General features: G+C 67.8%; 22 protein-coding genes. 10 read left to right on the top strand and 12 right to left on the bottom strand.

The genetic code is table 11. From position 1 onward, the window contains the following. Nucleotides 1-141: 141 nt before the first annotated feature. Nucleotides 142-1,338: an amino acid aminotransferase gene (locus BDD16_RS13160; RefSeq protein WP_179634366.1), complete on the bottom strand. Its 1,197-nt coding sequence runs from the start codon at nucleotides 1,336-1,338 to the stop codon at nucleotides 142-144. Between the two features lie 215 nt (nucleotides 1,339-1,553). On the opposite strand from BDD16_RS13160, the gene BDD16_RS13155 reads away from it, so the two are divergent. Next, nucleotides 1,554-2,441, top strand: coding sequence for a response regulator (locus BDD16_RS13155; RefSeq protein ID WP_179634365.1), 888 nt, complete (start codon nucleotides 1,554-1,556; stop codon nucleotides 2,439-2,441). A gap of 18 nt (nucleotides 2,442-2,459) precedes the next feature. Here the strand turns inward: BDD16_RS13155 and lplT are convergent, their stop codons facing one another. Further along, a complete protein-coding gene (lplT, locus tag BDD16_RS13150) occupies nucleotides 2,460-3,740 on the bottom strand; it encodes a lysophospholipid transporter LplT (RefSeq protein ID WP_179634364.1) in 1,281 nt (426 codons plus the stop codon). A gap of 175 nt (nucleotides 3,741-3,915) precedes the next feature. On the opposite strand from lplT, the gene alr reads away from it, so the two are divergent. The 4 genes from alr to arfB are packed head-to-tail and all read left to right on the top strand — an operon-like array spanning nucleotide 3,916 to nucleotide 6,590. Further along, nucleotides 3,916-5,040 (top strand): alanine racemase, encoded by a 1,125-nt coding sequence (gene alr, locus BDD16_RS13145; RefSeq protein ID WP_179634363.1) that lies wholly within the window; start codon nucleotides 3,916-3,918, stop codon nucleotides 5,038-5,040. A 44-nt stretch (nucleotides 5,041-5,084) separates the two neighbouring features. Continuing rightward, nucleotides 5,085-5,642 (top strand): cytochrome b, encoded by a 558-nt coding sequence (locus BDD16_RS13140; protein ID WP_179634362.1) that lies wholly within the window; start codon nucleotides 5,085-5,087, stop codon nucleotides 5,640-5,642. Between the two features lie 46 nt (nucleotides 5,643-5,688). Then, on the top strand, nucleotides 5,689-6,183 hold the full coding sequence (locus BDD16_RS13135; protein WP_179634361.1) for an acyl-CoA thioesterase: 495 nt from the start codon (nucleotides 5,689-5,691) through the stop codon (nucleotides 6,181-6,183). Next, entirely contained in the window at nucleotides 6,180-6,590 is a 411-nt protein-coding gene (arfB, locus tag BDD16_RS13130; protein ID WP_179634360.1) for an alternative ribosome rescue aminoacyl-tRNA hydrolase ArfB, read from the top strand. The genes BDD16_RS13135 and arfB overlap by 4 nt, the downstream gene beginning before the upstream one ends. Nucleotides 6,591-6,605: 15 nt before the next feature. Here arfB and BDD16_RS13125 read toward each other — a convergent pair whose 3' ends face one another. Continuing rightward, a complete protein-coding gene (locus BDD16_RS13125; protein ID WP_179634359.1) occupies nucleotides 6,606-7,244 on the bottom strand; it encodes a LysE family transporter in 639 nt (212 codons plus the stop codon). 42 nt (nucleotides 7,245-7,286) lie between these two features. Here BDD16_RS13125 and radA point away from each other — a divergent pair, with 42 nt between their 5' ends. Then, nucleotides 7,287-8,669, top strand: a complete 1,383-nt coding sequence (radA, locus tag BDD16_RS13120; RefSeq protein ID WP_179634358.1) for a DNA repair protein RadA — start codon at nucleotides 7,287-7,289, stop codon at nucleotides 8,667-8,669. Nucleotides 8,670-8,888: 219 nt separating this feature from the next. On the opposite strand, the gene BDD16_RS13115 is transcribed toward radA, so the two are convergent. Beyond that, a complete protein-coding gene (locus tag BDD16_RS13115) occupies nucleotides 8,889-9,968 on the bottom strand; it encodes an IS5 family transposase (protein WP_179632875.1) in 1,080 nt (359 codons plus the stop codon). Between the two features lie 330 nt (nucleotides 9,969-10,298). On the opposite strand from BDD16_RS13115, the gene BDD16_RS13110 reads away from it, so the two are divergent. Beyond that, the gene (locus BDD16_RS13110) at nucleotides 10,299-10,772 is read left to right on the top strand and encodes a hypothetical protein (protein WP_179634357.1); all 474 of its coding nucleotides are present in this window, start codon (nucleotides 10,299-10,301) and stop codon (nucleotides 10,770-10,772) included. A 26-nt stretch (nucleotides 10,773-10,798) separates the two neighbouring features. Here BDD16_RS13110 and BDD16_RS13105 read toward each other — a convergent pair whose 3' ends face one another. The 4 genes from BDD16_RS13105 to BDD16_RS13090 all read right to left on the bottom strand — a co-directional run bounded on the left by BDD16_RS13105 (nucleotide 10,799) and on the right by BDD16_RS13090 (nucleotide 15,641). After that, on the bottom strand, nucleotides 10,799-13,225 hold the full coding sequence (locus BDD16_RS13105) for an ATP-binding protein (RefSeq protein WP_179634356.1): 2,427 nt from the start codon (nucleotides 13,223-13,225) through the stop codon (nucleotides 10,799-10,801). Then, on the bottom strand, nucleotides 13,222-13,737 hold the full coding sequence (locus BDD16_RS13100; RefSeq protein ID WP_246332544.1) for a putative pterin-binding protein: 516 nt from the start codon (nucleotides 13,735-13,737) through the stop codon (nucleotides 13,222-13,224). The genes BDD16_RS13105 and BDD16_RS13100 overlap by 4 nt, the downstream gene beginning before the upstream one ends. A gap of 175 nt (nucleotides 13,738-13,912) precedes the next feature. Continuing rightward, the gene (gene ppnP / locus BDD16_RS13095; RefSeq protein WP_179634355.1) at nucleotides 13,913-14,233 is read right to left on the bottom strand and encodes a pyrimidine/purine nucleoside phosphorylase; all 321 of its coding nucleotides are present in this window, start codon (nucleotides 14,231-14,233) and stop codon (nucleotides 13,913-13,915) included. A 10-nt stretch (nucleotides 14,234-14,243) separates the two neighbouring features. Further along, a complete protein-coding gene (locus BDD16_RS13090) occupies nucleotides 14,244-15,641 on the bottom strand; it encodes an argininosuccinate synthase (RefSeq protein ID WP_246332543.1) in 1,398 nt (465 codons plus the stop codon). A 175-nt stretch (nucleotides 15,642-15,816) separates the two neighbouring features. Here BDD16_RS13090 and BDD16_RS13085 point away from each other — a divergent pair, with 175 nt between their 5' ends. Further along, nucleotides 15,817-17,544 (top strand): long-chain fatty acid--CoA ligase, encoded by a 1,728-nt coding sequence (locus BDD16_RS13085; protein WP_179634354.1) that lies wholly within the window; start codon nucleotides 15,817-15,819, stop codon nucleotides 17,542-17,544. Nucleotides 17,545-17,847: 303 nt separating this feature from the next. Here the strand turns inward: BDD16_RS13085 and BDD16_RS13080 are convergent, their stop codons facing one another. Together BDD16_RS13080 and BDD16_RS13075 are read right to left on the bottom strand one after the other, a co-directional pair. After that, on the bottom strand, nucleotides 17,848-18,399 hold the full coding sequence (locus BDD16_RS13080; protein ID WP_179634353.1) for a hypothetical protein: 552 nt from the start codon (nucleotides 18,397-18,399) through the stop codon (nucleotides 17,848-17,850). Nucleotides 18,400-18,482: 83 nt separating this feature from the next. After that, complete coding sequence (locus tag BDD16_RS13075) at nucleotides 18,483-18,989, bottom strand: surface-adhesin E family protein (RefSeq protein ID WP_179634352.1); 507 nt, start codon at nucleotides 18,987-18,989, stop codon at nucleotides 18,483-18,485. 512 nt (nucleotides 18,990-19,501) lie between these two features. Between BDD16_RS13075 and BDD16_RS13070 the strand changes: the two genes are divergently transcribed. Together BDD16_RS13070 and BDD16_RS13065 are read left to right on the top strand one after the other, a co-directional pair. Next, nucleotides 19,502-22,009, top strand: a complete 2,508-nt coding sequence (locus BDD16_RS13070; protein ID WP_179634351.1) for a chemotaxis protein CheW — start codon at nucleotides 19,502-19,504, stop codon at nucleotides 22,007-22,009. Nucleotides 22,010-22,073: 64 nt separating this feature from the next. Then, nucleotides 22,074-23,003 carry a pyridoxal-phosphate dependent enzyme gene (locus tag BDD16_RS13065; RefSeq protein WP_179634350.1) on the top strand — a complete coding sequence of 310 codons (930 nt, stop codon included), beginning with the start codon at nucleotides 22,074-22,076 and terminating at the stop codon, nucleotides 23,001-23,003. Between the two features lie 13 nt (nucleotides 23,004-23,016). Here BDD16_RS13065 and BDD16_RS13060 read toward each other — a convergent pair whose 3' ends face one another. Both BDD16_RS13060 and BDD16_RS13055 read right to left on the bottom strand, forming a co-directional pair. Further along, on the bottom strand, nucleotides 23,017-24,453 hold the full coding sequence (locus BDD16_RS13060) for a serine/threonine protein kinase (protein ID WP_179634349.1): 1,437 nt from the start codon (nucleotides 24,451-24,453) through the stop codon (nucleotides 23,017-23,019). 1 nt (nucleotide 24,454) lies between these two features. Then, on the bottom strand, nucleotides 24,455-25,198 hold the full coding sequence (locus BDD16_RS13055; RefSeq protein ID WP_179634348.1) for a metallophosphoesterase family protein: 744 nt from the start codon (nucleotides 25,196-25,198) through the stop codon (nucleotides 24,455-24,457). Nucleotides 25,199-25,280: the final 82 nt, after the last annotated feature.

Below are 25,280 nucleotides of genomic sequence, written 5' to 3'. Positions count from 1 at the left end.
GTTTGGCAGCAGCAATGGCAACAGGAGAACCACCGTCGGGGCGCAAATGCAATGCCCGCCCATGGTATCCCCCACCACCGCATCGCCGCGTGCGTGCAAGCCCTTGATGCGGTCGTCACAGGCCCGTCCGCAGCAGCGGCCTTAACCTGCCAGCACGGCGGCCATCGCCTCGGCCGTGCGCTCCACGTTGCCGCTGTTCAGCCCCGCCACGCACATCCGCCCCGAGCGGACCAGGTAGACGCCGTGCGTCTCGCGCAGCACATCGACCTGCTGCGGCGACAGCCCCGTGTAGCTGAACATGCCGCGCTGGGTCAGGAAGTAGCTGAAATCACGCCCCGGCACCTTGTCCGACAGGACCGCGTGCAGCCGCTCGCGCATGGCCTGGATCCGCACGCGCATCCCGTCCAGCTCGTCCGTCCACGACTGGCGCAGCGCCGCATCCGCCAGCACGCGGGCGACGATCTGCCCGCCGTGGGTCGGCGGGCTCGAATAGTTCTTGCGCACGGCGACCTGCAACTGGCCGATCACCAGCCCGGCCTCGGCCACCGTCGGGCAGACCACGCTCAGGCCACCGACGCGCTCGCCGTAGAGCGAGAAGCTCTTGGAGAAGCTGTTGGCGACGAAGAAGGCGATGCCCGCATCCGCCAGCGCCCGCAGCGCGAAGGCGTCTTCCTGCACGCCGTCGCCGAAGCCCTGGTAGGCGATGTCGACGAAGGGAATCAGCCCGCGCTCGACCAGCACCGGGATCAGCGCGGCCCACTGCGCCGCCGTCAGGTCCACGCCGGTCGGGTTGTGGCAGCACGCGTGCAGCAGCACGACCGAGCGCGCCGGCAGACCGCGCAGCGTCTCCAGCATCGCGTCGAAGCGCAGTCCGCCGGTGGCGGGGTCGTAGTACGGGTAGGTGTTCACCGCGAACCCGGCGCCTTCGAAGATCGCGCGGTGGTTGTCCCAGGTCGGGTCGCTGATCCACACGCCGCTGCCGGGGAAGTACTTCTTCAGGAAATCGGCGCCCACCTTGAGCGCGCCGGAGCCGCCCAGCGTCTGCAGCGTCACCGTGCGCCCGCTGGTCACGGCCTCGTGGTCCGCGCCGAAGAGCAGGTGCTGGATCTGCTCGCGCGTGTTGGTGGCCCCCACCATCGGCAGGTAGCCGCGAGGACCAATGGACTGCAGCATCACCGTCTCGGCCGTGCGCACGGCCTGCATCACCGGCAGGCGGCCGGCGTCGTCGAAGTAGATGCCGATCGACAGGTTGATCTTGCCCGGCCGGGGGTCCTTCTGGAAGTTCTCGTTCAGCGTGAGGATGGGATCGCCGGCATAGGCATCGACGTGTTCGAACATGGAAAGTGCTCCTGCGAGGGGGTCCGCGATTATCCGCCGAGCCCCGTCCCCGGAGACCCGGGGGCGGATCAGGAAAAATCGTCCACCCCCGCCGTGCATTCCACCTCGAAGGGTGGTCGGTACCACATCGTATTGAGGGGGATGGCCGCCTTGACGCTACCGGGGCCGTCTCGAAGAATCGACCTGTACCCCAACAAGACAGAGCGGAGATCCCCATGCGTGCGGTTGCCCAGCGAATTGCCATCGTCGGCTTCAGTGCATTCGAGCGCCGAACGCTGGAAAGCTACTTCCGCCTGGTGGATGCCGTGCCGGTCTACACGGTGGGCGAGTCGGTCACCGACTGCGACTGGCTGGTGGCCGATGCGGACCTGCCGGAAGCGATCCTGGCGGTCGGACGGGCCGGACGGGTGCGCGACACGGTGTTCATCGGCGGCTCGAAAACGCCCCCGACCGCCGGCGCCCACCTGAGCCGCCCGATCGACGCGCTGCAGCTGCGCCGCGCGCTCGACGACCTCAGGAGCCGCCGCGCTGCCCGCGCGCTGCGCGAGTCCGGACTGGCACCGCGACTGCGGCTGGCCGCCACCGGCCCCAGCGGGCTGACCCGGCAACAAGCGCTCAACGACCACGACGTGCAGGACTTCCGCGCCAGCGCCGGCTACAGCAACTCGGTGCTGGCCGAGGGCGACCAGCGGCTCGACCAGGTGCTGGTGGTGAGCAACAGCCCGGCCGAATGCCGCCTGCTGCGCGAACGCCTGGTCGCCTACGGCTACCGGGTGCTGCTGACGCGCACCAGCGACGAGGCCGTGGCGCTGACCAGCCGGCTGGTGTTCGGTTTCGTGTTCCTCGGCGTGGGCCAGGGTGGCCCGGCCGGCTTCCAGACCTGCCGCCGCATCCGCCGACATCCGACGCTGGCCGGCATGGCCCCGGTGGTGGTGGCGCTGACGCAGAAGCTGGCGCCGATCGAGCGCATCCGCGCCACCTTCGCCGATTGCGACGCCTGCCTCACCACCCCGCTGGACAACCATGCGCTGGAGCAGCTGCTGGCGCGCCACGACCGCACGTTCGACCGCGTGTTCCAGCCGACCGCGCCGATGGCGCTCTGAACCGGCGCCGACGCGGGTTCAGTGCCCGCTGTCGCTGCGAGCGATGGCCATCAGGCGATCGACCTCGTCGCGGTGCACGACCGCGTTGCGGCGGTGCCAGCGGCGGATCAGCTCCATCGTGCCCGCCACCAGCAGGCCGAAGATCGTGATCGCACCGAAGGCCGACAGCCCGCCGCGGGTCATGCCGGTGTAGAACGCGCCCAGCGCGAGGATGCAGGCCTGCTCGTTGAAGTTCTGCACGGCGATCGAGCGGCCGGCGCCCATCAGGTTGTGGCCACGGTGCTGCAGCAGCGCGTTCATCGGCACCACCAGGAAACCACCCAGCCCGCCCAGCACGATCAGGAACGGTGCGGCCAGCCAGACGTTGTCGATGAAGTTCATCAGCACCACGAGCAGACCCATCGCCACCCCCAGCGGCATGACGCGCGTGGCATGTTCCAGGCGCATCATCACCGAGGCCACCACGGCCCCCACGGCCGTGCCGACCGCCACCACGCCGACCAGCGACGAGGCCTGCGTCGTGCCATACCCCAGCGCGGCGGCCGCCCAGGCCAGCACGATGTAGCGCAGGTTGCCCGAGACGCCCCAGAACAGCGTGGTCGTGGCGAGCGAAATCTGGCCGAGCCGGTCGTTCCACAGGCGCGAGTTGCAGTCGGAGAAATCGCGCACCAGCGCGACCGGATCGCTGGAGAGTGGCTGCAGCGGCGCGTCCGTGCGCGGGATGTAGAGGTTGAACACCGCGGCGATGACGTAGAGGAACACCAGCGACGCGATGGCGGCCTCGGGCGGCGTGTCGATGCCCAGGTCCAGCAGCGGGAAGTCGAAGGCGAGCAGGCTCGGCGCGATGTGCGGCCCCACCAGCTGCCCGCCCAGCAGCACGCCCAGGATGATCGAGGAGATCGTCAGCCCCTCGATCCAGCCATTGGCCTTGACCAGCTGCGAGGGCGGCAGGAGTTCGGTCAGGATGCCGTACTTGGCCGGCGAGTAGGCCGCAGCCCCCAGGCCGACGATCGCGTAGGCGGCCAGCGGGTGGGTCCCGAACAGCATCATCAGGCAGCCGATGACCTTGATGGTGTTCGAGAAGAACATCACCTTGCCCTTGGGCACTGCGTCGGCGAAGGCCCCCACGAAGGGCGCCAGGATCACATAGAACAGCGCGAACATCGGCACCAGCGCGGCCCGCTGCCATTCAGGCGAGCCGGAAGTCCGGAGCAGTTCGACCGCGGCGACAAACAAGGCGTTGTCTGCCAGCGAGCTGAAGAACTGCGCCGACATGATGGTGTGGAAGCCTTTTTTCATCCGGCTGAGACGGCTCTGTTGGAAGTGGATGTAGGAACGGGGGACAGGGACAGAAAACAGGGACAGACCAGCCGGCGACGGGCGCCACTGCGGTGCGGCGCGGTTATAGCATGCGCCCCTGCGGGCACCTCTGGTGAAATCCTCAGGTCGCGGAGGGCTGGCACAATCTTTCGCCATGCCACGCCCGATCGAAGCCCTCCTCCATCCCGATGCCCTGGCCAGCAATCTGCAGGTCGCCCGCCGCCATGCCGGCGATGCCCGCTTGTGGGCCGTGATCAAGGCCAATGCCTATGGCCATGGCATCGAGCGCATCTGGCCGGGTCTGCTCGGCGCGGATGGTCTGGCGATGCTGGACCTGGACGAGGCGCAGCGCGTGCGCAACCTGGGCTGGCGCGGGCCGGTGCTGCTGCTGGAAGGCTGCTTCGAGCCGCGCGACCTGGAGCTGTGCTCGCGGCTGAACCTCTGGCACGTCGTCCACCACGAGACGCAGATCGACTGGCTCGCCGCGCACAAGACGCACCAGCCGCACCGTGTCTTCCTCAAGATGAACAGCGGCATGAACCGGCTGGGCTTCACCGGGGCGCACCTGCGCAGCGCGTGGACCCGGCTGAACGCGCTGCCGCAGGTGGACGAGATCTCGCTGGTCACCCACTTTTCCGACGCCGACGGCCCGCGCGGCATCGCGCACCAGGTCGCCGCCTTCCACGCCGCCACGCACGACCTGCCCGGCGAGCGCAGCTTGAGCAACAGCGCGGCCATCCTGCGCCACGCCGAGGCGGCCGACGTGCGCGCCGACTGGGTGCGCAGCGGCATCCTGAGCTACGGCAGCGCGCCCGATTTCCCGGAACACGACATCGCCCACTGGGGCCTCGCGCCGGCGATGACCCTGCGCTCCCGGCTGATCTCGACCCAGACGCTGCAGCCCGGCGACACCGTCGGCTACGGCAGCCGCTTCCGCGCCGAGCACCCGATGCGCATCGGCATCGTCGCCTGCGGCTACGCCGACGGCTACCCGCGCCACGCCCCGACCGGCACGCCGGTGCTGGTCGACGGCGTGCGCACCACGACGGTGGGCCGGGTCTCGATGGACATGCTGGCGGTGGACCTGACGCCGGTGCCGCTGGCCGAGGTCGGCAGCGAGGTCACGCTCTGGGGCAACGGCCCGGATGGCAGCGTGCTGCCCATCGACGAGGTGGCGCACGCGGCGGGCACGATCGGCTACGAGCTGATGTGCGCGCTGGCGCTGCGGGTCCCTGTCCGGGTGGTGGACAGCGCGCAGGACATGTCCGGTTCAGCCTGATCGGCACAATCCTCGGACACCACTGTCCGCTGTCGATGCCCAACATGAACCACCTGCCCACCCTGGACCAGCCCGATGTCTATGGCCGCTTCTCGCGCCTGGCCCACTGGGGCGGCGCCCTGCTGACGCTGACGATGCTCGTCATCGGGATCGTCGCCGAGGACGTGCTGCCCAAGGGACCGGAACGCAAGGCGCTGTGGGCATGGCACGTCGCGATCGGCGTGTTCGCGTTCGTGCCACTGGCCGCGCGCATCGGGTGGCGGCTGATGGCGATGGTGTCGGGCCGCAGCCCGCGCCCGTTGTCGCCCGCCGGCTGGACGCGGGTGGCGGAAAAGGTCGGCCACGGCGCGCTGCTGGCCGTGCTCGCGCTGATGATCGTCACCGGGCCGCTGATGGTCTGGAGCGATGGCAGCCCGATCCATGTGCTCGGCTGGTTCGAGCTGCCCTCGCCGATGGCCGAGAACAAGGCATTGCACTACCGGACCGGCCTGCTGCACGGGCTGGGCTCCAAGCTGATGATCCTGCTGGTGCTGGTCCACCTCGTCGGCGTGGCGCGCCACGGCACGGCGTCGCTGCGCCGCATGGCGGGTCGGCACGGCTGATGCAAGATACGCGTCAGCTCAACCTTGCGGACACCGCGACGCCCCGATGGACCTGCCCTCCCACCAACTCTCGATGACGGTGCTGATGACGCCGGACATGGCCAACTTCTCCGGCAATGTCCACGGCGGCACCATCCTGAAGCTGCTCGACCAGGCCGCCTACGCCTGCGCCAGCCGCTACGCCGGCCGCTACGTGGTCACGCTCAGCGTCGACCAGGTGATGTTCCGCCAGCCGATCCACGTCGGCGAGCTCGTCAGCCTGCTGGCCAGCGTGAACTACACCGGCACCTCGTCGATGGAGATCGGCATCAAGGTGATCGCCGAGAACATCCGCACGCAGGTCGTGCGCCACGCCAACTCGTGCTTCTTCACGATGGTCGCCGTCGACGACGACGGCAAGCCGGCCAAGGTGCCCAGCCTGCGCCCGTTCTCGGCCGACGAGAAGCGGCGCTGGGAAAACGCCCAGGCCCGCCGCCAGCTGCGCACCGAGATGGAGCAGCGGCTCAAGGCCGTGCGCCACCCCGCGCCGCCGCAGCCATGAAACCGCCCGTGATCGACCCGCGCGAGGTCGATTTCACGGCCATCCGCGCCCAGGGCGCGGGTGGGCAGAACGTCAACAAGGTGTCGAGCGCGGCGCACCTGCGCTTCGACATCCGCGCCTCGTCGCTGCCCGAGGCGGTCAAGGAGCGTCTGCTGGCGCTGCCCGACAGCCGCATCGGCAGTGATGGCGTGGTCGTCATCAAGGCCCAGGACCACCGCAGCCTGCCGCGCAACCAGGCCGACGCGCTGGTCCGGCTGCAGGACATGGTCGACCGCGCCGCCCATGTGCCCAAGTCACGCCGGGCCACGAAACCGACCCACGGCTCGAAACTCCGGCGACTGGAGTCCAAGACCCGGCATGGCGCGACCAAGGCGGCCCGCGGCCGGGGGCGCCTGGCGTCGGAGTAACGCCCCGCCCCACGCTCAGGCGCGCCGGAACAACCCCAGCACGGCCCCCGCGACGACGAACAGCCCGCCGAAGGTCCGGTTCATCCAGCGCAGGTGGTGCGGCTGGCGCAGCATGCCCAGCACGCGCGACGCCAGCGCCACATAGCCGCTCATCACCAGACATTCGACCACGCCGAAGGTGGCGCCGATCGCGAGGTACTGCGCCAGCAGCGGCCGTGCCGCGTCGATGAACTGCGGCAGCACGGCGATGAGGAACACCGTGCCTTTCGGGTTGAGCGCGTTGACCATCCAGCCGCGCAGGAAGAGCGTGCGCGCGAGATGGCGGTGGGCATCCGGTGACGCCTCGCCCGCCGGCGCCACCAGTGGCCGGACCGGCGCACGCCACTGCTGGATGCCCAGCCAGACGAGGTAGGCCGCGCCCACCCACTTGACGACCGAGAAGGCCACTTCGGACGTCGATAGCAGCATGCCCAGACCGAAGCCCACGACCAGCGTCTGCGTCCACACCCCCATCAGCAGGCCGAAGGCGATGACCTGTCCGCGGCGGAACCCGTGGTTCAGGCCGACGCCCATCGCGGCGATCGCGCCCGGTCCGGGCGAGAGGCTGATCGCCACGGCAGCAGCCAGGAAAGTGAGCCAAGTATTGAATTCCATGGTCACATCCTGCCACACGGCGCGCAGGGGACAATCCGCCGCATGGCACGCGACAAGACGATCTACACCTGCCGCGACTGCGGCGGCACCAATCCCAAATGGCTCGGCAAATGCCCGCACTGCGGGGCCTGGAACACGCTTGACGAGACCATTGCCGAGCCCACGGCCGGTCTCGGCGCGGGCGGCAGCAAGAACAACCGCTTCCAGGCACTCGCCAAGAGCCAGCCGGTGGCCACACTGGCCGACATCGAGGCCGCCGAGGTGGCGCGCACCCCCACCGGGCTGGAGGAGCTGGACCGCGTGCTCGGCGGCGGCATCGTCGAAGGCGGCGTGGTGCTGATCGGCGGCGACCCCGGCATCGGCAAGAGCACGCTGCTGCTGCAGGCAGCCGAGGCGCTGTCGCACCAGATGAAGGTGCTCTATGTGACCGGCGAGGAATCCGGCGCGCAGGTCGCGCTGCGGGCGCACCGGCTCGGGCTGGGCGGCACGCAGCTGCGCGTGCTGGCCGAGATCGGGCTGGAGCGCATCCAGGCCACGCTCGCGCTGGAGCAGCCGGCGTTCTGCGTCATCGACTCGATCCAGACGCTCTACTCCGACCAGCTCACCTCCGCGCCCGGCTCGGTCGCCCAGGTGCGCGAGTGCGCGGCGCAGCTCACCCGCACCGCCAAGGCCACCGGCTGCACCATCGTGCTCGTCGGCCACGTCACCAAGGAAGGCGCGCTGGCCGGCCCGCGTGTGCTGGAGCACATCGTCGACACGGTGCTGTATTTCGAGGGCGACACCCATTCGAGCTTCCGCCTGGTGCGTGCGATCAAGAACCGCTTCGGCGCGGTCAACGAGATCGGCGTGTTCGCGATGACCGAGAAAGGCCTCAAGGGCGTGGCGAATCCGAGCGCCATCTTCCTGTCGAGCCACAGCGAGCCGGTGCCGGGCGCGTGTGTGCTGGTGACGCTGGAGGGCACACGGCCGCTGCTGGTCGAGATCCAGGCGCTGGTGGATGCCGGTGGCCCCAGCCCGCGGCGGCTGAGCGTCGGGCTGGACCGAGACCGGCTGGCGATGCTGCTGGCGGTCTTGCACCGGCACGCGGGGGTGTCCTGCGCGGACCAGGACGTGTTCGTCAACGCGGTCGGCGGCGTGCGCATCAGCGAGCCGGCGGCGGATCTGGCGGTGCTGCTGGCGATCCAGAGTTCGCTGCGCGGGCGGCCCTTGCCGAAGGGCTTCATCGCGTTCGGCGAGGTCGGGCTGGCGGGGGAGGTGCGGCCGGCGCCACGTGGTCAGGAGCGCCTGAAGGAAGCCGCCAAGCTGGGCTTCACGGTCGCCCTGGTGCCCAAGGCCAACGCGCCCAGAAAGCCGATCGAGGGCCTGACGGTGCATCCCGTCGAACGCATCGAAGAGGCGATCGACACCGTCCGCCAGCTCTCCTGAGGACGGACCCGCGGTGGAGCCCCTCCTACCAGAACGGCTCTGCCGCGCAAATCCTCCATCAGCAGGGCAAAACCCCAGTGACTAGGGCACTTCTAGAAACCGGCCCTGCAGCCCTGAACCTGGTCTGAGCCTGCACAAATCCAGCTCAGACGAGCAGTGGATGACGGCGGCGAGCCCCTGTCCCCACCGTCGCGGTACCCCGCGACGGGGTTTTGCCCCTCACGCGGGCTGTGCGGACGGACCTGCGCTCTTGACCAGCCACACCAGCCTGCGTGCGTTGTAGGCCGCGCACTGCAGCGTGATCGCCAGCGCATTGCGCGCCAGCGTCATCGCCCGCACGCACTTGCCGCCCTGCTGGCTCAGCGCCGCAAAGACGTGCTCGACCCGCGCCCGCGTGCGGTTGATCGTCTTGTTGCGCTGCTTGAGTCGAACCTTGGCCGTCTGCCCTGGCTTGGCGCGACGTGCGATGCCGTCGGCCAGTCCGTGCTGCTGCAGCGTCTGGCGGTTGGCCGCGCTGTCGTAGCCCCGGTCGGCCAGCAGCCGCTTGCGCGTATTCGCCACCTGCAGCACGTCGGGCAGTTGCTGTCCGTCGTCGGCGTTGGCCGCCGTGATCTTCATCTGGCGGATCAGCTTGTAGCGTGCGTCCACGTTGCCGTGCAGCTTGTAGCCGTAGTACGACTTGCCGTGCTTTTGCGTCCAGCGCGCGTCCCGGTCGGTGTGCGCCAGGCGCTTCTTGCTCCAGCCCTCGGGCGCCTCCCCCTTGTTCAGCGCCTCGCGCTCCCGGGCGTTGGCCTGCGTGATCGGCGCCTGCACGATGCTGGCGTCCACGATCTGCCCGCCCCTCGGGATGAAGCCGTGCCGCTGCAACTGCTGGCTCAACGCCTCGAAAATCGCCCGGCCTCCCAGCCCGCCTTCGGCCAGCCGCTGCCGGAAGTTCCACAGCGTGCGCGCGTCCGGAATGTTCAGCGCGCCGTCCAGCCGGCAGAACCGCTGGAAGCTCAGCCTGTCCAGCACCTGGTGCTCGCACTGCTCGTCCGACAGGTTGTACAGCCCTTGCAGGAACACCATGCGCACCAGCGCCTCGGTCGGGTACGGCGGGCGTCCGCCCTTGCTGCGGTCAGCGCGAGGGCAAGCCTTGTCCACCGCCGAGGCCATCGCCGCGAAGTCGATCAGTTCGTCCATCGCCGCCAGCGTCTGCACGTAGCCCTCCAGCTTGGCCTTGCGCTGCTGCACCACGAACAGGTCGTCCGCGGCCTCCTCAGGAAAGAAGCTCGATGGCTTGGTGCGGGGCGTGATCATGGGGCGGCATCTTGCCGCAGCGCGCGGCTCAGGTGGCGGTCAGGGTCGGTTTCTAGAAGTGCCCACTAGGGTTGAAGACCTAGGCGTGACTAAAGTCATTCGATGCTTGATAACCAGTTGATATCAAATGAATCGGATGCCGATCATTCGTTGCATGTCGAGCCAATTAATCGACAAGAACTGTTCCATATTTATCGTTTCAGGCAGTAGCCCCGTACACTTTCCGCATTGGTAACGTTGGCATCACCCCCCCTCATGCGCGGGGTTAATACCTTTGGTTACGCAGTCGGGATGAATGTTTCCCTCTACTCCAGCGATAAGATTCGGTACATGAAAGTTCCATTTCAACGCACCATCAATGCTGTCCTGGCGGCATCCGCCCTACTTGCTGGCTGGTGGGCCTTTCGCTGGGCCGGTCTGGCTCTGGCGATCACGGTCATGGCCTTCTGGTCGATCCTGCAGTTCAACCGCGCATCGCGCCAGTTGCGCAACGTGGCGGACCGCCCCAAGGGCATGGTCGACAGCGTCGTGACGCTGCAGTCGAAACTGGCCTACGGCATGAACATGGCCGAGGTGCTTGCCATCTCCAGCAGCCTGGGCCAGCGCATGAACGAGCGCGGCAACGACTGGCTCTGGCGCGACAGCTACGGCAACCAGATCATCGTGACCTTCCGCCGCGGCAGCGTCGAGCGCTGGAGCGCCACGCGCACCGATGCCCAGAGCACCGCCCCGGCCGCCACGCGCCCCACCGTGGCCCAGGACCCGATGCGCGGCGTCGATCACGCTTCCGTCGCGGCGGCCTGATCCTCCGGACCCGACCCGACAGGCGTTCAGGCGACCAGCCAGCCCAGTCTGGTCGCCATCTCGCGGGCAGTCTCGAACTGCGTGCGCAGGTGTTGCGCCATCTGCGGCGCAGACTCTTCGGTCAGTGACGCCGCATCGGCCTCCAGTGCCCCGGCTGTTTCAGCCAGTTCCCGCAGACCCAGGCTGGCCGCCGCGCCCTTGAGTCGGTGCGCGGCCTTCGCGCGCTCATCCGCTTCACCGCCCTGTTCGAGCAGGACCAGCAGGCCGGACAGCGACGCGCTCTCATCCGACATGAACCCGGCCAGCAGCGTGCGGTAGGCGTCGGCAGACAAGGCCGCACAGGTGTCGGCAATGTGCGCCAGGTCCAGCACCCGTGCCGGCTCGCCCGGCTTGATGCGCACGCGACGCCGTGCCGGCTTGTCCGGCGTGCTGGCGGTGGCCACCACCACCTTGGAGACATGGCTGGCCGGCATCGCTGCAGCAGGGGCCGTTGCGGGCACCGCGGCGGGCGATGCGCCCGATCCCATGCTGCCGACCGCGCGTGCGCCGAAGTGCTTGCGCAGCAGTTCCTCGACATCGTGCAGTTGCACCGGCTTGGCCAGGAAGTCGTCCATGCCGGACTGCCGCACCCGCTCGCGGGACTCCGCGAAGGCGTCGGCGGTCAGCGCCACGATCAGCACGCGGGAGGCTGGCAGCGGCAGGCTGCGGATCGTGCGGGCCGCCGTGAGGCCATCCATGACCGGCATGTGCACGTCCATCAGCACGAGATCGCAAGGCTGCTCGCGCACGATCACCACGGCTTCCTCGCCATTGGTCGCCAGCAGCACCCGGTGACCCAGCCGCTCCAGCAGGACCTGCATGAACTTGCGGTTGACCGGGTGGTCGTCCGTGACCAGGACCTGCAGGCTGCCCGCCGCCGGTGTGTCCGCCACCGCGCGGTCGGACAGCTGCAGGGCCGGCGAGTCCGCCGCACCGATCCGCACCGGCGCCCCGCCGCCGCTGGCCGCCACCAGCGCGCTCGGGTCCAGCGCCGCCAGCGGCAGCACCACGGTGAACTCGCTGCCACGGCCCACCTGGCTGGTGACAGAGATCTCGCCGTCCATCAGTTCTGCCAGCGTGCGGGAGATTTCCAGACCCAGACCCGTGCCACCAAACCGCCGGCTGATGCTGTTGTCGCCCTGGCTGAAGCGCTGGAACAGGCGCGTGCGGGTCTCCTCGCCCATGCCGATGCCGGTGTCCGTGATGCGGAACCGGACGCCCGGGCGGCCGGTGGACGTGTGGCCCCGGTCCACCGTCAGACCCACCCGGCCGGTGTCTGTGAACTTGATGGCGTTGCCGAGCAGGTTGAACAGGATCTGCTTGACCCGCTTGGCGTCCGCCTGCACGACCTCCGGCAGGTCGGCCGCCACCTCGACTTCGAGTTTCAGCGCCTTGTCGCGGGCCTGCGGCGCCATCAGCGCCTGCACCTCGCTGACGGTCTGGCGCAGGTCCGTCGGCCGTGCCACCATCTCCAGCCGGCCGGACTCCATCTTCGAGAAGTCGAGCACATCGTTGAGGATGGTCAGCAGGTGCTCGCCCGACTGGCGCGCGATGCCCAGGTACTCGCGCTGCTGCGCCGTCAGCGAGGAGCGATCCAGCAGCGACATCATCCCGAGCAGGCCGTTGAATGGCGTGCGCAGTTCGTGGCTCATGTTGGCGAGGAAGGCGCTCTTGGTGCGGCTGGCCTGCTCGGCCTCGGCCCGCGCTTCCTGCAGGTTGAGGGCCAGCGTCTCCAGCTCGCTGCGGCGCTGCTCCAGCGACCGCACCTGCCGGACCACCACGAATGCGAATGCACCGATCATGAGGCACTGGAAGATCGTCAGCCCGATGCCGATGCGGTTCTGGTCGCGCACGGCCTCGTTGCGCCGGGTGATGGTCTCGGCCACGGCCTGGTTGGCGAGCAGCGACAGGTCGCGCACCGACTTGCCCAGGGCTTCGAACTCGGGCAGGAACACCCGGATGCGGGCCGGGTCGATCTGCGCAGGCGCTTCGGGGCCGAGCAGCGGATCCAGGCGCGACACCAGATCACGCAATCGGGTCAGGACCTGGCGCTGCATCTCCAGCTCCGGCATCACCTCGCGCGTGCGGTGCGGCTCCACCAGACTGATGCGGCTGACGAAGAGTTCGTAGCGCTCGCGCAGGGCTTCGTGGTGGCCGGCCTGCTTCTCCTCGGCGACGTCATGCAGCATCTGTCCGAGGCGCAGCGACTCGGTCTCGAGCTGGAAGAAGCTCCAGACGATGTTGTCGCCCTGGTAGACGACATTGGCATTGAGCAAGGCCAGCGACTGGGTCTGCAGCCAGCCGATCCCGCCAAAAACGGCGGACAGCAGCACCACCATGAGCACCATCAGGCGCCCGACCCGGGAAGTCGGCGCCCTCGCAGCGACAGGCTCGGCCGCGGCGTCGCCGTTCATTCAAGCACGTCGATGGTCTTGACCTGCCAGGCGGCGCGGCTGTAGTAGCGTTCGGCCCGCAGGGTCTCGTCCGAGTCGAACGGGTAGATGATGAACAGCGGCCCCTTGTCGCGCACCGGCATCGGCTTGTCGTCCATCAGGCGGGCGAGCACCAGATTGAACTTCAGTGCATCGCCAAGCGGCAGGTCGACCTTGTATTCGTTGAGCGCGATGGCCCGCAGGGTCTTGCCCTGGGCATCGACCGCGGCCAGCACCTCGCGCAGCAGCGGACCCGTGAACTTGCGTGCCTCCGGATACCACGGCGTCTTGGTGGAAAAGGAGTGCTGCGGCAGCGCGGCCAGCATGTCCATGTCGAACTCGGCCGCCGTGCCGGCATTGCGGATGCCGATCTTGCCGCTGACGGTGAGCACCACCTTGCCCTTGGGGCGGTCGAGCGCGAAGACCGGGGGCGTTGCGACACCCAGCGCCACCGAAGCAGCGGATGCGACCATGAAGTGACGACGAGAGATCATTGGACGGGTTCCCTTTTCACTGGTCTGGAGCCGACCCGGAATCGAGCCGGCTCGGATCATGCCGCATCTGCACTCCAGGCCGGGGAAGGCTCCCCGCGACCCCTGGCGCAGGGCGTGACGTACGGCACTTCCCGCGCCGCACGCCCGCGGTCACCCCGGGCCGGGATCCACCCGATCAGCCGAAATGGCAGATGTAGTGGTAGGGCTCGCCCTCGACCCGGATCTGGAAGCTCGCGTTGCCCGGCACGTCGAAGGACTGGCCCGGCCCGAAGGTCTGCCATTCGTTCTGGCCCGGCAGCAGCACGCTGCACGCACCCGCCACGGTTTCCATGACTTCCGGCGCGCCGGTGTTGAAGGTCAGCGATGCGGGCAGGATCACGCCCACGCTCTTCTTCGTGCCGTCGGCCAGCGTGATGCCGTGCGAGACGCAGCGGCCGTCGAAGTAGACGTTGGCCTTGGTGCCGACGCTGGCGACGCTCAGTTGCTCGTTGCTCATGTCGGGCTCCTCAGGCGGTCTTCTTGGCGGCGGCCTTGCGGGCGGCGGGCTTCTTCACGGCCGGTGCCTTGTCGGCAGCGGGCGCCTTCTCGGCGGCAGCCGCCTTGGGCGCTGCGGCCTTCTTCGGCTCGGCCGCTTTCTTCGGCGCAGCGGCCTTCTTCGCCGCCGGCTTCGGCGCGCGTGCCGCACGGGCGTTCGCGGCAATGCGCAGGCGCAGCGCGTTCAGCTTGATGAAGCCGCCGGCGTCCGCCTGGTTGTAGGCGCCGCCGTCGTCGTCGAAGGTCGAGATCTTCGGGTCGAACAGCGAATCGGTCAGCGACTCGCGGCCCACGCACATGATCGTGCCCTTGTAGAGCTTGAGCTTGACGGTGCCGTTCACAGTAGCCTGCGAAGCGTCGATCAGCCCTTGCAGCAGCACGCGCTCCGGCGCGAACCAGTAGCCGTTGTAGACCATGCGCGCGTAACGCGGCATCAGGTCTTCCTTCAGCGCCAGCACTTCGCGGTCGAGCGTGATCGACTCGATGGCGCGGTGGCCGGCCAGCAGGATGGTGCCGCCGGGGGTTTCGTAGCAGCCGCGGCTCTTCATGCCGACATAGCGGTTCTCGACCTTGTCCAGACGGCCGACGCCGTGCAGGCCGCCGATCTCGTTCAGCTTGGTCAGCACCTGGGCCGGCGACAGCTTCTCGCCATTGATGGCGACCACGTCACCCTTTTCGTAGGTCAGCTCGATGGTCTGCGGCTTGTTCGGCGCCTTCTCCGGGCTCTTCGTCAGGCGCCACATGCTGTCTTCCGGCGCGAAGTTCGGGTCTTCGAGGATGCCGCCTTCATAGCTGATGTGCAGCAGGTTGGCGTCCATCGAGTACGGCGCGCCGCCGCCCTTGCGCTTCTTGAAGTCGACCGGGATGCCGTGCTGGTCGGCGTAGGCCAGCATGCTTTCGCGGCTGGACAGGGTCCACTCGCGCCACGGGGCGATGACCTTCACGCCCGGCATCAGCGCGTAGGCGCCCAGCTCGAAGCGGACCTGGTCGTTGCCCTTGCCGGTGGCGCCGTGGGAGATGGCGTCGGCCTGGGTCATCTGGGCGATCTCGACCAGGCGCTTGGCGATCAGCGGGCGGGCGATGGACGTGCCCAGCAGGTATTCGCCTTCGTACAGCGCGTTGGCGCGGAACATCGGGAACACGAAGTCGCGCACGAACTCTTCGCGCAGGTCCTCGATGAAGATGTTCTCGGGCTTGATGCCCATCTTGATGGCCTTGGCGCGGGCCGGCTCGATCTCTTCACCCTGGCCGATGTCGGCCGTGAAGGTCACGACCTCGCACTGGTACTCGTCCTGGAGCCACTTGAGGATGATGGAGGTGTCCAGACCGCCCGAATAGGCGAGGACGACGCGCTTGATCTGTTGGGACATGGTGACTGCCGCTGATGCGAAATGAGCAAACCTCGATTTTAGGACCGCGCGGCGGCGTTCTCCTAGCGCGGCAGGTCTGTCCCGACCGCGACAGCCCCTCAGGGGCACCCCGATGCCAACCGCCACGGGACCGGCGTATACCTTCGCCTCATCCGAACTGCACTGCGAGTCCCCCATGCCCGTCCCTGCCGACCGCCCCCACCTGACGCACTGGCCCAAGCGGCTGCCGCCGGACCTCGTGCTGCCCGAGACCTCGCTCTGGTTCAACCTCGAAGCCAGCGCGCAGCGGTACCCGGACCGCGCCGCCTACCTCTTCTTCGGCCACCCGCTCACCTTCCGCGAGTTGCACCGCCAGGCCGAAGCGCTCGCCGGCTGGCTGCAGGCGCAGGGGGTCGGCAAGGGGGACCGGGTCGCGCTGTTCCTGCAGAACTGCCCGCAGTTCATCGTCGCCTTCTATGCCGTGGTGCGGGCGAACGCGGTGGTGGTGCCGGTCAACCCGATGAACCGGGTCGACGAGTTCGGCCACTACATCACCGACCCCGACACCAAGGTCGTCATCACCAGCGCGGACCTGGCCGCCATCGTCGCCGAAGCGGATGCCCGGCTGCCCGAGGCGCAGCGGCTGCGCGCCACCGTGGTGACGCGCTATGGCGACTACCTGGGCGACGAGGCCGCGGCCGATCCGGCGCTGGCGCCTCCGCCGTCGATCGACGCCTGGCTGCGTGCGTCGCCCGCGCTGCCCGCCGGCTGCACGCCGCTGGCCGAGGCGCTTGCCGCCGGTCTGGCGCCCTCGCCGCACACCGCCGGCCCGGACGACATGGCGCTGCTGCCCTACACCTCCGGCACGACCGGACTGCCCAAGGGCTGCATCCACACCCACCGCACGCTGATGGCCAACGTGGTCGGCGGCAGCCTGTGGGGGTTCGCCAGCGCGGAAACGGTGAGCCTGGGCGTGGTGCCCTTCTTCCACATCACGGGGATGCTCTACGGCGTGCTCAGCCCGGTGTGGAGCGGCGCGACGGTGGTGATCCTGCCGCGCTGGGACCGCGACCTCGCCGGCCGGCTGATCTCGCACCACCGGGTCAGCCACTGGACCTGCATCCCCACCATGATCATCGACCTGTTCGCGAGCCCGAACTACCGCAGCTTCGACCTGTCGAGCCTGCGCTACCTCTCGGGCGGCGGGGCGGCGATGCCGCAGGCGGTGGCGGAGCGGCTGCAGACCGAGTTCGGTCTGACCTTCGCCGAGGGCTACGGCCTGACCGAGACCGCCGCGCCCAGCCACGCCAACCCGCCCGAGCGCGCCAAGCTGCAGTGCCTGGGCATGCCGATCTTCGGTGTCGATGCACGGGTGGTCGACCCGGTGACGTTCGAGGAACTGCCGGTGGGCGAGGTCGGCGAGATCGTGACGAACGGGCCGATGGTGTTCAAGGGCTACTGGAAACACCCGGGCGCGACCGAAGCCGCGTTCATCGAACTGCCGGCGGTGCCGGGCCAGAAGTTCTTCCGCACCGGCGATCTGGGGCGCATGGACGACGAGGGCTATTTCTTCATCACCGACCGGCTCAAGCGGATGATCAACGCGAGCGGCTACAAGGTCTGGCCGTCGGAGGTGGAGCTGCTGATGTACCGCCACCCCGCGGTGGCCGAGGCCTGCATCATCGGCACGCAGGACGCCTACCGCGGCGAGACGGTCAAGGCCGTCATCGTGCTGCGGCAGGAAGCGCGTGGCCAGACGACCGAGCAGGACATCCTCGACTGGGCGCGCGAGCACATGGCCGCGTACAAGGCGCCCAAGATCGTCGAGTTTGTCGAGGCGCTGCCCAAGTCGGGGACGGGGAAGGTGATGTGGCGCTTGTTGCAGGACAAGGAGCGGGAGCGGCGGGAGTCGGCGGGGCGGTGAACCAGATTTATCGATTTATGCGAGGTTTACATGCAAACCAGCATAAATCGGTAAGGTCAGCATATCCGGGAGGCCGGCACCACTTCAATCGTCAGACGGATGCTTGTCGTTTGACTTGAGCGGCACCGCCAAGCGCTGGCTTCAAGATTCAAGAAAGGGTTAGCGAAGTAACCGGACTGAGCCCCCGCAAATCGTTCCGAAAGTCAGTCATTGGATGCGACGACCCTAGACAAATCGACTACTTAACACGACTAGCCAGATCTGCGTCAATCGCTGCCCGCCCAAATTTTTGCACTCTTGTGGTTACCAACGCAATAAAGCAAGCCACGGGGACCAAGGCCAATCTGGGACAAACTTTGCATTAGATATGCGCCGCAGCGAGTTCAGTAATACCTCACCTCGCGTTGCGGCTCTCTGCAGGGCGGCCTGACAACCTTTGGCACGGGACTGAATTTCCAATGGCGACATTTCCTTGTGCTCGCGAGCAATTATTTCGAAAGCTTGCCTGAACGCATTGATATTGCTATAGACGTAGACAACGCTTTCACAGGCAGATGCGCCGAGAAGACCGAGCCTCTCAACAGATTTTTCATAGATGAAGTCTTTTGGGCGTTCCATCGGACGCAAGAACCCAAGCGCGGGAGAATCAGCCTCGGCACCCTCGATGAGTTGATCCAGCATTTCTGTGAGAATTGGCCATGCGTTTTCGTAAGCACCCAGTTCCCCAGCGAGACTGGCTGCCAGGGTTGTTCGATCGCGGAAGCGTCTGTAGCTTTCCGATAAAACAGAATTAATGTATGCCACGCCAAAGGCAACAGCACCGGCAATGAAGGCAACGATTACTGGGTCAGACATGCAAATGCGGTTCTGTTTGGAATTAAGCGGAGCCAACCCGACACTTTGCGACGGGTCGAATTGCCAAATACAGTTTCCACCTACTACTTTGGCGCCGGATCAGCTTTTGACCTAATATACTCAAAATACTCGTTCGTATTCTTGTACAGATCTGAATCCTCAATTGGAAAATACACGTCGCGCGATTTACTTTTTGGAAAATCCGACGCACAAACGACCCTCATAATACCTTCTCCAATGCTATCCGGAATAATATCTTGGGCTCTACCCGGCTCATTGAAGGACTTAAGAAATTTTCCAGTTTTATCATAGTTCGCCGAAACCATAACCTGAAGCGTCCGAGCGCTGCAGTTATAAAAATACTTAAGCGCCACCGAATAAATCCCATCATTTTGTTCTTGCGTAGTATCAGTGACAACTTTTACCCAAAGAGTGGTAGAAATTGATGTCTTCATGACAGTATCTCGATCAAAATAGTACATATTCTTGTCGGTATATATTTTATTAAATCCATACCACGTGGCCGCACCAGCTTGACCACAAAAAATTGCCGCAACCAACCCGACTGATAGTGCACATCCTATTTTCATGTCATTCTTTCAAGAACTAAGTTAACTCAAGCAAATGGGAGTGATGGCTGCATGCATTTGGCAGCTTTGGCTTGAGCCATGAATTAATATATAAATTAAGCTTCGCAGGCATAACTACCCAGACGCCATATATCAGCTTGTCCGATTCGCCACTCAAGTCCTTGCCAGCCTTTATTATTTTCTCTGTCGCGCATGGTTTCACTCCCGTAAAAGCAGGTCAAAGCCTGCAGTGCCCGCGTAACCTGTTCTGTTACGCCGTCAGCACACCAACGGCCAGCATATCGAGCGCCCCGCCCTCCGTCTCGACCCGGAAAATCGCTCCGCCAATCCGCCCATAGATTCGTGGAAAAAATCACGAATCATTCGGAATACCCTGCACTTCAACGCGCCGACCTTCGCTGGCGATGCGCGCCAGTGCCCACCTCAGACGTGATTTCCGCCCCCACCACCCCCGATCCCGGAACACAACTTGCGCAGAGACTGCCCTCACCCCAGAAATGAGAGCTGTCCAGATGAGCATCACCCTGAGCCGAGCCGAGGTCGAGACCCTGCTGCCGTACATGCGCGACGTGACGCGCTGCGAGATGTCGCTGCGGGAGCTGAACCTGATGTGGAGCCTGATCGAGGCCTCGGCCAAGATGAACTGCCCGCAGGACGCCCGCACCATCCTGCCCACCATGGCCGCGACCCGCACCCAGTTCGGGCAGATGGAGCGCAACCTCGTGTCCAGTCTGGTGCTCGAAAAGCTGCGCAATGCCATCGGGCAGATCCAGACCCGCGCCCAGTACGTGATCGACATCGTCGTGCGCAACCTCTACGAGCGCACCGCCGACGTGGGCTTCCTCGCCACCGATCCGGAGCTGTGCAGCTTTGTCGCCAATCCGGTCGAGGAAGAGGGCCGCATCGACCGGCGGCTGCAGGAGTACCGCCACAAGTACACCGTCTATGACGAGATCCTGCTGCTCGACACCACCGGCCAGGTGCTCGCCCAGACCGACAGCGCCTCGCCCGTCGAGTTCACCCGCGATGCGCTGCTGTCCGCCTCGCTGGCCAGCGACACCTACCTCGAAACCTTCCGCGCCTCCGACCTGCGCCCGCACACGCCCCAGGCGCTGCTCTACTCGCGGCGCATGCACCGGCCCGGCTCGGCGCAGCCGGTGGGCGTGCTGTGCCTGAGCTTCAACTTCCAGCAGGAGATGCAGGGCATCTTCGCGTCCCACGGCGATCCCTCGGGACGCAGCGTGATGCTGCTGCTCGACGACCAGCACCGCATCATCGCCAGCTCCAACGAGGGCTGGATGCCGCTGGGGACCACCGTGCCCGTGAACCGCGACCGGCAACCCGGTGCCTTCGTCCACCAGGGCCGCCTCTACCTGATCGCCACCCAGGCCTCGCCCGGCTACCAGGGCTACCCCGGCCCGACCGGCTGGCTCGGCCAGGTGATGATGCCGCTGGATGTGGCCTTCGACCTGCCCGACACCAGCGCGACGGACGCCCTGCCACCGCACCTGCGGCAAGGCCTGCTCTCCCACGCCGGCACCTTCTGCCCGCCGCTGCACGACATCATGGTCGCCGCCCAGCACATCCAGCGCATCGTCTGGAACGGCCAGGTGATGACCGCCGGCAGCGGGCGCGACATGACCCAGCTCAAGACCGTGCTGGAGCAGATCAGCGAGACCGGCCACCGCAGCAGCAAGCTGTTCCGCGAGTCGATCGACGCGCTCTACCAGACCGTGCTCGGCACCGGCCTCACGCAGGCGGGCTACACGGCGCGGCTGCTGGTGGACCTGCTCGACCGCAACCTCTACGAGCGCGCCGACGACTGCCGCTGGTGGGCGCTGAACCCGCAGCTGCGCGAGGGCATGGCCGCGCCGGACGCCACCGCCCGCGCCGCGATGGCCGAGGTGCTCGCCTACATCAACAGCCTCTACACCGTCTACACGCGGCTCTACCTCTACGACGCCCGCGGCACGATCCTCGTGAGCACCGGCACACCGCTGCCCGACAGCGCCTGCGTGGAGGCGGACACCCTGGCGCGGGTGCTGGCCTTGTCCGACACCCAGCACTACCACGTCGAAGGCTTCGGCCCGCACCCGCTCTACGCCGACGCGGCGACCTACGTCTACCACGCCGCCATCCGCCACCCGCAGGACCCGAAGCGGGTGATCGGCGGCATCGGCCTGGTGTTCGACAGCGCGCCGGAGCTGCGCGCGATGCTGGACGGCGCGGTCGCACAGAAGGCCGACACGCACGCGCTGTTCGTCTCGCCGCAGGGCCGCGTGCTCGCCAGCACGCACCCGGACCACCCCGTCGGCAGCGCATGGCAACACCCGGTGACGGCCCCGGCAGCGGCACGCGGGCAGTTCGATGCCCAGATCGGCGTGCATGCCGACCAGTACGCGGTGGTCGCCACCTCGGCCTCGGCGGGCTACCGCGAGTTCAAGACCTCCGACGGCCACCGCGACGACGTGCAGGCCGTGGTGATCCGCCACTTCGGGGCCGTGCAGTCGCACGATTCGGCCGAACGCGCCGACGACGTGCTGCTGGAAGCCACGCTGGCCGAGCACGGCAGGACCCAGGAATACGCCACCTTCTGGCTGGACGGCCAGCTGATGGCACTGCACGCCCGCCATGTGCTGGAGGCCGTGTCGGCCAGCGACATGCGCCGCATGGCGCTGGGGCGCGGTGCGGCCTGCATCGGCATGGTGTCCCGGCAGGCGGCGGGCGAAAGCGGCTACGTCTGGGTCCACGACCTCGCGCAGCTGCTCGGCCGCGCACCGGCCCGCAGCGACGGCCAGGTCCTCGTGCTGCGCGTCGGCACGCACACCTGCGGCCTGCTGGTGGACGAGCTGCACGCTGTCGCCGAGGTCGAGGACCGCGCCGTGGTGCCCAATCCGCTCGGCGGCGCGCACTGGGTCAGCCACATCATCCGCGCCAACCAGGGACGCGTGGCGATCCAGCTGCTGGACGGCGAGCGGCTGGCGGCCTTCGTGCGGCGGCAGGGAGCCGCAGCGGCGTGATGCCCGGCGGACGTGGGCGGACGGGCCGACAATCCCGCCACACGATGCCCCATCCGCCCACAACATGCCTGCCCCGCTGCACATCCCCACACCCCTCCTCGCATCCCGCCCGCTGAGCCTCGCCACCGGCCGCACCGTCTGGCTCAAGATGGAGGCGCTGCAGCCCTCCGGCTCGTTCAAGCTGCGCGGCATCGGGCTGGCCTGCCAGACCTACCAGGCGCGGGGCGCACGCCGCTTCGTCGCCTCCTCGGGCGGGAACGCCGGGCTGGCGGTGGCGTGTGCGGGGCGGCAGCTGGGGGTGCCCGTCACGGTCGTGGTGCCGCAGACGACAACGGCGCGGGCGCTCGACCTGCTCCGGCTCGAAGGCGCAGAGGTCATCGTCCACGGCGCGTCATGGCAGGAGGCCCACGCCCACGCGCTGTCCCTGCTCGACCCCGCCCGCGACGCGATGCTCCACCCCTTCGACGACCCGCTGCTCTGGCAGGGCCACGCCTCGATGGTCGACGAGGTGGCCGCCGCGGGGCTGGTGCCGGACGCGGTGGTGCTGGCGGTGGGCGGCGGCGGGCTGCTGTCCGGCGTGGCCGAGGGCATGCGCCGCCACGGGTGGGACGGCGTGCCGATCCTGGCGGTCGAGACCGCGGGCGCCGCGTCCTTCCATGCGGCCACGCTGGCGGGCCGGCCCGTGCCGCTGGACCGCATCGACAGCGTCGCCACCTCGCTGGGCGCGCGGCAGGTGTGCGAGCAGGCGGTGCAGTGGTGGCGCGAGCGGCCGGTGCGCAGCCTGCGCGTGTCGGACGCGAGCGCACTGCGGGCCTGCGAGCAGTTCCTGGCGGACCACCGGGTGCTGGTAGAGCCGGCGTGTGGGGCGGCGCTGGCGGCGGTCTATGACGCCGAACACGCCGAAGCGCTGGCCGGGTGTCAGCGGGTGCTGGTCATCGTCTGCGGCGGAGCAACGGCGACGCTGGCGCAGATCCGGGCGTGGGCTGCGCAGTGAGTGGATCCTCGCGTCAGCCCTCCTCCACCTCACCCTGCGCCGGCGGCACCCGCACCACCGTCACCGTGCAGTCCGCCTGCGCCACCACCTCGGACGACACGCTGCCGAGGTAGCGCCGCAGCGCCGAACTCGCCCGCGCGCCCATGACGATGTGGTCGACCTGCGTGCGGCGGGCGAACTCGACGATCGCGGTGGCCGGGTCCGGCGCTTCCAGCACGTGGAAGGTCAACAGACCGGTGCCGAGGCCCAGGCCCTGCGCGATCGGGCGCGCCCAGTGCTTCAGGCCGACGAGCTGCTTGACGTGCAGGCTCTGGCCGGTCTTGTCGGTCAGCTCGTCCATGCCGATGCGGTTGATCTTCATCACCGCCACGCACGCCAGCCGCGCACCCGGCTCGGTCGCCACGATGCGCCGCACCGTCTCGCGCAGCAGGTCCAGCAGCGGCTCGGCGGCGTTTTCCACGTCGACCGCGGCCAGGATGATCGGCGCCCGCTTGAGCTGGTCGCCCACCGAGCCGCGCACCGAGGGCTCTGCGCCCAGCGCGGAGAACCAGCGCTTCCAGGTCTGCAGCCGGCTGGGCGCGCTGTCGCGGGTGGCGCGCTCGGTGAGCGGCATCTGGTCCGGGTGCAGCAGGTCGTGGGCGAGGTGGGCCGCGCTCGGATGGCGCTGGTCGGCCTGGACTTCGAGGCAGCGCAGGATGATCTCCTGCAGCCACGTCGGGCAGTCCGGGCGGTGGCGGCGCGGGGCGACGGGCTGCTGGTACAGCCGTTCGCGCAGGCCGCGCACGCTGTCGGGCGAGCCGAAGGGGCGCTGGCCGGTGGTCAGGTGGTAGAGCATCACGCCGAGCGCGAACAGGTCCGAGCGCGGCTCACTGCGCAGGAACTGCACCTGCTCGGGCGACATGTACGGCCCCGTGCCCATCGGCAGGTTGAACTCCTCGTCGAGCAGGTCGGGCAGGTGGTCGTGCCGGCTCAGGCCGAAGTCGACCAGCACCGCCTCGCCGGTCGGGCAGAAGAGGATGTTGCTCGGCTTCACGTCGAGGTGGATGACGTGCTGGCGGTGCAGGTCGTGCAGCGCGGTGGCGACCCGGGCGCCGATGCTGGCGATCTCGTCGATCGGCAGCGGTGCAGCATCGAGTTTCGGGCGCAGCGACTCGCCGGGGATGTGCTCCAGGACGATGTAGGGCCGGGTCGCGAAGTCACCCTTGGCGATGAAGCGCGGCACGTGCACGCCCTTGAGCATCGGCAGGATCATCATCTCGACCTCGAAGCCGACGATGGTGGCCGGATCCTCGCCGCCCTTGATGCGCGGCACCTTCATCAGCATCGGGCCGCGGTGTTCGGGGTGGGAGACGCGCCAGAGATTGGCCATGCCGCCCTGGTGGACCCGCTCTTCCAGCAGGAAGCCGTCGACCATCTCGCCGGCCGAGAAATTCACCATGCCAGCGCTCATCTCAGGTCCCCTGGTGCAGCCGATCGCCCAATGCCCGGGGCAGACCCGCGGCGATGATCTTGGCCGCGGTGGCGTCGTGGTCGTACGGGACGCGGTGGAAGGTCAGCGTCAGCCGTGCCAGATCGAACATCGCCCAGGCGGCGGCCGGGTTGCCGTCGCGCGGCTGGCCCACCGATCCCGGCAGCGCCAGCCACTGCCGATGCCCCGGCACCGGCACGGCCACCCCCGGCACCGGCGTGAAGTTGGCGATCTTGCCGGTGCTGGACAGGTGGTAGAGCGCCGGCTGGTGGACGTGGCCGCAGAAGGTGTGGCGCGCCTCGGTGGCCATCATGCTGCGCACGGCCTCGTTGCGGCCGAGGATGTAGTCCCAGCCGGGTGGCGCATAGGCGTTGGCGTGGACGAACAGGCAGCCCAGCTCCTCGCGCGTGTAGGGCAGCGCGCCGAGGAAATCGAGCTGCGCGGGCGTGAGCTGCCCGCGGGTCCACTCGATGGCACGGCGGGCGTCCTCCACCAGATGGTCGCTCGGGCCGCGTGCCACCGCCTCGTCGTGGTTGCCCCGCACGGCAATGGCGCCCTGCGAGACCAGGTCCTGCACCTGCTCGACCACCCAGCCGGGATCGGCGCCATAGCCGACGAAGTCCCCGAGAAAGGCGAGCCGGTCCGCGCCATGCAGGTGCGCCTGTTCGAGACAGGCTTCGAAGGCTTCGCGGTTGGCGTGGATGTCGGTGATGAGGGCGAGTTTCATGGGGATCTCGTGTTGTGAACATGCGCCAAGCGTGAAAACTGTAACGCATCCCCCCACCCTAAAATCACTCTTGTCTTATTGA

It is taken from the genome of Sphaerotilus montanus (genome assembly GCF_013410775.1).
Classification (GTDB): Bacteria; Pseudomonadota; Gammaproteobacteria; order Burkholderiales; family Burkholderiaceae_C; genus Sphaerotilus; species Sphaerotilus montanus.
This window is presented reverse-complemented; position numbering and strand designations above follow the sequence as displayed.